Below are 7542 nucleotides of genomic sequence, written 5' to 3' on the forward strand. Positions count from 1 at the left end.
CCCCGGCCGGTCAGCCGCGGGGCAGGACCAGGGCGAGGACCCGGGGCAGCGGGGCCCAGGCCGAGGTGGCGAAGCTGGCGTGCGCCGCGGCCAGCGCCGCCACCCGGTCGCGGGCCTGCTGCTCGGTCGGGTGCACGGCGTCGATCGGCGGCTCGACGGCGTGCGCGGAGGTCATGACCAGCAGATAGCCGCGGTCGGCGTACCACCCGGTGTCGATCCCGCCCCCGGCGTACGTCCGCGCGTCGCCGTCGAAGAACACGAACCAGGGCCGCAGCTCCGCCGCGTACCGCGCCGTCCGCGGGTCGCCCGGCTCCGCGCCGTGCACCGCGGGGAAGGCACCGGCCTCCGCCAGCCGCCCGGCCGCCGCCAGGTCCCGCAGGTGCCCGGCGTACTCGCGGTCCGTCCACAGGTCGTCGACCGGGTTGCTCTCCTCGACGGTGCCCGGTATCAGCTCGAAGAGGAACTTCCCGGCCAGCGCGTCCCGCCCGGGCCAGGCGCCCGCGCGCACCGCCTCGTCGGGCGTGGCGTAGCGGCCGGTCAGCAGGTCGCCCGGTCCGTACACCGCGTCGCCGAGGTGCCGGGCGAGCAGCGCGTCGAACTCGTCGGGGCCGCGCCCGCCCTTGTCGTTGAAGCCGTCCTTCAGCTCGACCTTGAGCAGCACCGGCCGGTGCCCGGGGTGCGCCTCGTGCCAGGCCCGCAGGTCGGCGAGGCAGCCGCCGAGGCTGCGGTTGCGCGGCTTGCTGCGCAGCTCGCCGGGGGAGGCGGCGTTCTCGCAGTTGTTGTCGTTGCCGAACGGGTTGTCGTGGGCGACGCGCCAGCCGGAGCCGAAGGAGTTGGTCCACACGTCGAGTTCGAGCAGGGCCGCCCCGGAGTCCAGGGCGTCGGCGAAGTAGGGGTAGGTGTCCTTCTCATAGGCGTTGTGCACGCCGACGGACGTGGTCCGCGCATACGACGGCGCAGCCGCGGAATCCTGCGGCTGCGCCTGTGCCGGGGTGGTGAGGGTCGCCAGGAGCAGGGCGGCTGCGGCGCCTGCGGCGGCGAGAGCCGTACGGGCGTGTCGGACGGGTCTGCGCACGGGCCGGCCTCCGGGTGGGGGATGGGGGTCGGCGCCACACGCTAGAGCCGATGCGCCGTCAGGAGAACGCCGGGAACCGGACGTTCCGGTGAACCCCGGGTGCGCGCGGCCGTGCCCTGCCCCGGGCCGGTACGGGCCCCGCGGCCCGCCGTACGGCCCCGCCGCACCGGCGGCGGCCCCCGGGTGCCCGGCGCGCGGGGGCCGGGACGCCTACGCCGCGGTGTGCCGCACCGCGGGTGGGTCCTGCTCGCCGAAGACCCAGGGGGCGAGCACCACCCGCCAGCCGTCCGGGTCGGCGAACACCACGGCGCCTCGCTCCGGCCAGTACGGGTTCGCCGCCGGTTCCGGCCGGTGCCCGTGCGCGGCCAGGACCCGTACGGCCGTCTCGACCGCCTCCGGGCCGCGCAGGTAGAGCACGAGCTGGTTCTCCGGGTGCGGTTCCGGGATGCGCGGCGGGTCGCCGTGCCGGGTCAGCTCCAGGTGCACGGGCGTGCCGGGCAGCCCCAGCACCATGCCGTCGTACCCGGCGTGCCCGCGCCACTGCGCCAGTACGGGCAGCCCGAGGGCGTCCCGGTAGAAGGTCAGCACCTCGTCGTAGCGCGCGGTCGGGCGGGCGAAACGTACGGCTCCGGCGTCCAGATGGGCGGGCCAGCGGTGCGCGGTGTCGGTCATCCGCCGATGCTGCCCCACCACGCCCGCGCGGCGGATCGGGCGACGGGCGTACGTCCCGGGGCCGAGGGGTCCCGCACCCGTCCCGGGGGCCGCATCCGCTGACGGGCGGGGACGGGCGAGCCGGTGCGCCACGGCCACCGGCACACTAGAGCCAGGCGGAGTCCTCCGTGGCGTGGATGCAGTACTCGTCCCACGCGGCCTTGCGCTGTTCGCGGGGCGCGGGCACCGCGCACACCTCCACCTCGAACGACGCGGGGTCTGACACGCTCGCCATCCTGGTGAACTTGTCCTTGCCGTAGGCGATCTCCGCGACGTCCCGCGAGCCGCCCGTGACCGACACGGTGACCTGGGCGCCGGGCTCGCCGTTGGTGATGCGTCCCCAGACGGACTTGCACCGCTTGCTGTACCGGACCTCCAGTGCCGCCGGGTTGCGGGTCCGCGGCGTGAAGGTCGCCGCGTGGTCGCCGCATCCCTGCACCTCGGGGTTCCGCCCGTCGCAGTCGTCACCGGGGCAGCTCGGAGGCGGGTCGTCCGCGAGGATCTCCTCGACGGTGCCGGTGGCCAGAGCGGTGGCGAAGGCGCCGGCCACCGCGCCCGCCACGGTCACCACGAGCATGTTGCGGCTCCACCGGCTCAGCCGCCCGCTGCCTCCGTCGCCGGTCCCTTCGCCGTCTCCGTCCGTCCGGCCGCCCGCGGACGGGTCCGCGCCGCCGCGCGCCGGTCCGGCCGGTGGACCGGCTCCGGCGGAGGCGTCCGGTGACGTGCCGCCGTCCGTGCCGTGCCCGTCCTCCGGTGGTGTCCCGACCCCGCCCACTGCCCGCCTCCTTCACCCGGGTCCTCGCTTCCAGGGTGCGCACACGGTGAGTGACGGGACAACCACACGATCGAGACACTCTCGGTTGCGTGCGGGGGATGGACTCGCACGGTGGGGCGGCGAGCGCCCGGCACACGACTCCGGGGTGGCGTGCTCGGCGTGTGCCCGTCCGCGCGCGGACACCGGCGTACGCGGGCGCGTACCGCTGCGCGTCCGCGCCGGGCGGTGCATGCCCGTAGCCGGCCGAGCGGCGCCGCGGCCGGGTCACATCGGCGGGTAGATGTCCCCGCCGGCCATCCCGCTCTCCTGCTCGCAGCGGCTCTCCATCCGGCGTGCCTTCTCCTCCAGGCGCCGGCGCTGCTCGGGGTCCTCCGCCCGTGCCGCGGCCTCCGACAGGTCGCGGAGCTGCGCGCGCATCTCCTGGACCCGGCGCCGCGCCTCCTCCACAGCAGTCATGATCGCTCCCTGCCGATGGGCTCCAATGGTGCATTTACCATCGAACCAGACATTTCCCCCACCCGTCATCCCCGCAGGCCGGCCCCCGACCCGCCGGCCACGCCGTCCCCAGGGCGTCGCTTTACAGCCCCCCTGCAGACGGTTCCGCCCCCGCACTCGACCCTGTGCGGCCCCCCTTGCCGGTCTCGTTGATCACCGGATCGGATGATGGCCGGCTCACGCGAACCCTCGCAGTCGACACGTGGCGGGCGCGGAGAGATCCGTATCCTGTTCGCCTTCGACCGGTCCGGAGGGCCGTACGGGAGCACCGCGGCCCGGCGGACCGGGCCGCGGCTTCTTCTCCCCGCATCCGCCACGGGTCAGCGGCGGAAGACCCGGAAGTAGCCGAACTCGGCGGTGGCGCCCGCGCCGCCGTGCGCGATCAGGCCGATCCGGGGGTCGGTGCCGGCCGGCAGCGTCCAGGTGCCGCCGGCGATCCAGTGCTCGCCGTCCCGGCTGGTGTACGCGCGGAAGCGGTGTTCCCCGGTGCGGCGGTCGCGGGTGTGCCGCAGCCGCAGCCAGGTGGTCGCGGCGGGCGGCCCGACGGTCATGGAGCCGTAGGAGAGGTCGTCCGCGTACGGCATCTCCTTGCCGAACTCGGTCTGCCGGGTGTTCCAGATCGCCACGTGCGAGAACCGCAGATAGCGGTCGTCGTCGACGTAGGCGACGAGCCCGGCCTGCTGGTAGTTGCGCACGGTGTCCACGCCGACGTCGAGGGTCAGCCGGGTCTCCACCGTGTAGTCCCCGCGGGGCGCCCTGCGGAGCAGCACGGAGGCGTCGTTGGTGCCCTTGTGCAGCTCGGCGTCCTGGGTGGGCCAGACGAAGGAGCCGTCCTCGACCCGCCCGTCGCTCTCCCGCACCCAGCTCCAGCCCGGGCCGAGCCGGCCCGAGTCGAACTCGTCGCCGTGGACGCGGCCGTGGGCGTACGGGTCGCGCGGCGGCGGGCCGGAGGGGGTGTCCGGGCGGGTCGCGGCGCGCGGGTGGCGGCGGTCGGTGACCGGCGCCTGCTGCCAGCCGTCGGAGGCTCCCCTGCCCCGGCGGACGACGGGCCAGCCGTCGACCCAGTCCAGCCGGTCGATCAGCATCGGGCGGCGGTTGATGCCGTAGGGCTCGTCCAGGTACGGCCGGTGGCGGTCGATGGCGTGGTAGACCATCCAGTCCTGGCCGGCCAGGTCGGTCACCACGGAGTTGTGGCCGGTGCCGATCCAGCGGTTGCCGTTCGGGGTGAGGACGATGCTGCCGCCGGTGCGGGAGGCGGTCAGTGGCACGCCCTCCCGGTCCACGAAGGGGCCGCGCACCGAGCGGGAGCGACCGGCGAAGACGGAGTAGCCGGTGGTGGGGCCCGCGCAGCAGTTGCCGGAGGAGGCGAAGAGGTACCACCAGCCGTGGCGGCGGACGACGTAGGCGCCTTCGAAGCGGTTGTCGACGGCGACCATGGTGGGCTCCCCGACCGGACGGGTGCCGTCGGCGGAGAGTTCGGTGACGTGGATCCCGCCGTAGTAGGAGCCGTAGTAGAGATAGCGGCGGCCGTCGGTGTCCACGACGTGCGCGGGGTCGAAGGTCCACTGGAAGTCGTCGCTCGCCCCGGCTCCGCGGCGCGGGCCGACCACGGGCTCGTCGTGGACCGTCCACGGCCCGGCGGGCGTCGGTGCGGTGGCCACCCCGATGGCGCTGTCGCCGCTCTCGTCGGTCACGGTGGTCTCGGTGACCACGAAGTACAGCCAGTACGTCCCGTCGTGGCGGGTGATGTCGGGCGCCCAGTACAGCGCGTCGTCGGCGGCGAAGTCCGGTGCCGCGCCGTCGAGCGCGTCGCCCACGTACGACCAGTCGACCAGGTCCGTGGACCGGGCGACGGGCAGGGCGTGCATGGTGCCCTCGCCGCTGCGCAGCGGGTCGGTGGTGCCGAAGGCGTACCAGGCGCCGTCCTCGCCGCGGACCACGGCCGGGTCGGCGAAGGTGTCGGCGAAGCCGCGGGAGACGGGATTGCGGTACCGGCCCGGTCTGTGGCCGTCGTCCGGCCCGCGTGCGCTCTCCGGGGCGTGGGCGGAGGCCTCCGCCGGCGGGGCCGGCGGGGCGGCGTGCCCCGGCGCTTGGGCGAGGACGGCTGCGAGCGCGGCCAGGACGAGGGCCGCTGCCCCCGTCCGGCGTGCTCGGGGGCGGGTCGGGCGTACGGTGCGCACGGCGTTCCTCCTCGGTGCGGTGGTGGTGAGTCCTTTTACAACGCTGTACCAACGTTGTAAAGAATCCGCGCACCGCACCGGGAGCTTGCCCGGAGCGCCGGGGCCGGGATCGTTGCTGCGCCGCAGGTCGCCGGCCGGAGGGCGGACGGCCGCGACGCGGGCCCGCCCCGCGCCGTCGCGGTGTCCCCGCGCAGCATCCGGCGCCGGGCCGGGGCGCCGCCCGGTACCGGTCGGCGGCGGGCCCCGGTCGCCCGGTCGCCCGTTCGCCCGGTCAGAGGAAGTCGTTGATCTGGATCGTCTCGTCCCGTCCCGGCCCGACGCCGATGGCGGAGATCGGCGCCCCCGACATCTCCTCCAGCGCCTTGACGTACCCCTGCGCGTTCTTCGGCAGGTCGGCGAAGGTCTTGGCCTGGGTGATGTCCTCGCTCCACCCGGGCAGGTACTCGTACACCGGCTTCGCGTGGTGGAAGTCGGACTGGTTGTGCGGCAGCTCCTCGACGCGCCGGCCCTCGACCTCGTACGCCACGCAGACCGGGATGCGCTCCCAGCCGGTGAGCACGTCGAGCTTGGTGAGGAAGAAGTCGGTGAGGCCGTTGACCCGGGTCGCGTAGCGGGCGATCACCGCGTCGAACCAGCCGCAGCGGCGGTCCCGCCCGGTGGTCACCCCGCGCTCGCCGCCGATCTCCCGCAGCGCCTCGCCGTCCGCGTCGAACAGCTCGGTGGGGAAGGGGCCGGCGCCCACCCGGGTGGTGTACGCCTTGAGGATGCCGATGACCCGGCTGATCTTCGTCGGGCCCACGCCCGCGCCGGTGCAGGCGCCGCCGGCGGTCGGGTTGGAGGAGGTGACGAAGGGGTACGTGCCGTGGTCGACGTCGAGCAGCGTGCCCTGCCCGCCCTCGAAGAGGACGACCTTGCCGGAGTCGACGGCGTCGTTGAGGATCAGCGTGGTGTCGGCGACGTACGGGCGCAGCTCGTCGGCATAGCCGAGCAGCTCCTCGACGACCTGCTCGGGGCGGACGGCGCGCCGGTTGTACAGCTTGGCCAGCACCTGGTTCTTGAAGTCGAGGGCCGCCTCGACCTTCTGCAGCAGGATCGACTCGTCGAAGAGGTCCTGGACGCGGATGCCGACCCGGTTGATCTTGTCGGCGTACGTCGGGCCGATGCCGCGCCCGGTGGTGCCGATCCTGCGCTTCCCGAGGAAGCGCTCCGTCACCTTGTCGATCTCGGTGTGGTACGGCGTGATCAGATGGGCGTTACCGCTGAGCAGCAGCTTGGAGGTGTCGACGCCGCGCTCGTTCAGTCCGCTCAGCTCGGAGAGCAGGACCGCGGGGTCGACGACGACGCCGTTGCCGATCACCGGGGTACAGCCGGGGGAGAGGATGCCGGAGGGGAGCAGGTGCAGCGCGTACTTCTGGTCGCCGACGACGACCGTGTGACCGGCGTTGTTGCCGCCCTGGTAACGCACCACGTAGTCGACCGATCCGCCGAGCAGATCGGTGGCCTTTCCCTTGCCCTCGTCACCCCACTGAGCACCGAGCAGCACGAGTGCGGGCACAGGCGTACACCCCTTCCGGGCGGGGCATGTCCACCCTGCGCGGCGCTGGTGCCGACGCGAGAGCCGTGAACCGGTGCCCCAGCTAGACGAAGCCCCTGGCGCAACAGCGACAGGGGCTCTTGCACCGAGAGATTACCGGAACTGGTTACCGGGGTGCGAACAGCGGTGCCCGGCCGCGATCCGCCGGCCGGGCGCAGGGGGCCGTCCCCGGCGTTGTCCCCGCCCGGAGAGAGGAAGAAGGTTGTCGGCTCCAGACCTGCTCGTGGTCATCGACCCGGTCGCCCGAGCGACGGACGGGGAGTCCGTACGGATCGCGCGCGACGTCCTCTGCGCCGGTGCGCCGGGGGTGAAGTTGTGTGTCCTCCGGGAGCCCGCCGATACCGCCCGCGCACTGGCGAAGCGGGGCGGCAGGCGGCCCGTGGTGGTCGGCGACGACCGGGCGCTGCTGCGTACGGTCCAGGTGCTGCACCGGGAGCGGGAACTGGCGGGATGCCCCGTGGCCGTGGTTCCGGTCGGGCCGCCGGAGCGGACGGTGCTGGCACGCTCGCTGGGGGTGCCGGGCACCGCGGTCGCCGCTTCCCGGGTGGCCCTCGGCGGGACGGAGCGGGCACGGGACCTCCTGATCGACGACAGCGGGGGCGTGGTGCTGGGGGACCTGCGGGTGCCCGCGACCGGCGGAGCGCCGGGCGCCGCCCGGGCCGACGGGCCCCGCCCCGGCGCGCCCGCCGACGGGGCGCGGCGCGACGCCGGG

General features: G+C 74.6%; 6 protein-coding genes and 1 pseudogene. 1 reads left to right on the forward strand and 6 read right to left on the reverse strand.

Going from position 1 to position 7542, the window contains the following annotated elements; translation table 11 throughout:
• Positions 1–10: 10 nt before the first annotated feature.
• From HOY81_RS23125 to HOY81_RS23150, 6 genes are all read right to left on the reverse strand, one after another.
• Complete coding sequence (locus tag HOY81_RS23125) at positions 11–1075, reverse strand: phosphatidylinositol-specific phospholipase C domain-containing protein (protein WP_237322601.1); 1065 nt, start codon at positions 1073–1075, stop codon at positions 11–13.
• Positions 1076–1285: 210 nt separating this feature from the next.
• Positions 1286–1747 carry a VOC family protein gene (locus HOY81_RS23130; protein ID WP_237322603.1) on the reverse strand — a complete coding sequence of 154 codons (462 nt, stop codon included), beginning with the start codon at positions 1745–1747 and terminating at the stop codon, positions 1286–1288.
• A gap of 145 nt (positions 1748–1892) precedes the next feature.
• Positions 1893–2363 carry a DUF2690 domain-containing protein gene (locus tag HOY81_RS23135; RefSeq protein WP_237322605.1) on the reverse strand — a complete coding sequence of 157 codons (471 nt, stop codon included), beginning with the start codon at positions 2361–2363 and terminating at the stop codon, positions 1893–1895.
• 462 nt (positions 2364–2825) lie between these two features.
• The gene (locus HOY81_RS23140) at positions 2826–3017 is read right to left on the reverse strand and encodes a DUF6381 family protein (RefSeq protein ID WP_237322606.1); all 192 of its coding nucleotides are present in this window, start codon (positions 3015–3017) and stop codon (positions 2826–2828) included.
• A 359-nt stretch (positions 3018–3376) separates the two neighbouring features.
• Positions 3377–5236 carry a family 43 glycosylhydrolase gene (locus HOY81_RS23145; RefSeq protein WP_237322607.1) on the reverse strand — a complete coding sequence of 620 codons (1860 nt, stop codon included), beginning with the start codon at positions 5234–5236 and terminating at the stop codon, positions 3377–3379.
• Positions 5237–5507: 271 nt separating this feature from the next.
• A complete protein-coding gene (locus HOY81_RS23150) occupies positions 5508–6791 on the reverse strand; it encodes an adenylosuccinate synthase (RefSeq protein WP_237322608.1) in 1284 nt (427 codons plus the stop codon).
• Positions 6792–7032: 241 nt separating this feature from the next.
• Here HOY81_RS23150 and HOY81_RS23155 point away from each other — a divergent pair.
• A pseudogene (locus HOY81_RS23155) lies at positions 7033–7542 on the forward strand (diacylglycerol kinase); the annotation flags it as partial.

Origin of the sequence: Streptomyces sp. JJ36, from assembly GCF_021696945.1 — a bacterium.
Classification (GTDB): domain Bacteria; phylum Actinomycetota; class Actinomycetes; order Streptomycetales; family Streptomycetaceae; genus Streptomyces.

What these genes read in the sequence shown, in the direction of transcription:
- HOY81_RS23130 (WP_237322603.1), bottom strand. Translation starts at nt 1,747, where the DNA reads ATGACCGACACCGCGCACCGCTGGCCCGCCCATCTGGACGCCGGAGCC.
- HOY81_RS23135 (WP_237322605.1), bottom strand. Translation starts at nt 2,363, where the DNA reads ATGCTCGTGGTGACCGTGGCGGGCGCGGTGGCCGGCGCCTTCGCCACC.
- HOY81_RS23140 (WP_237322606.1), bottom strand. Translation starts at nt 3,017, where the DNA reads ATGACTGCTGTGGAGGAGGCGCGGCGCCGGGTCCAGGAGATGCGCGCG.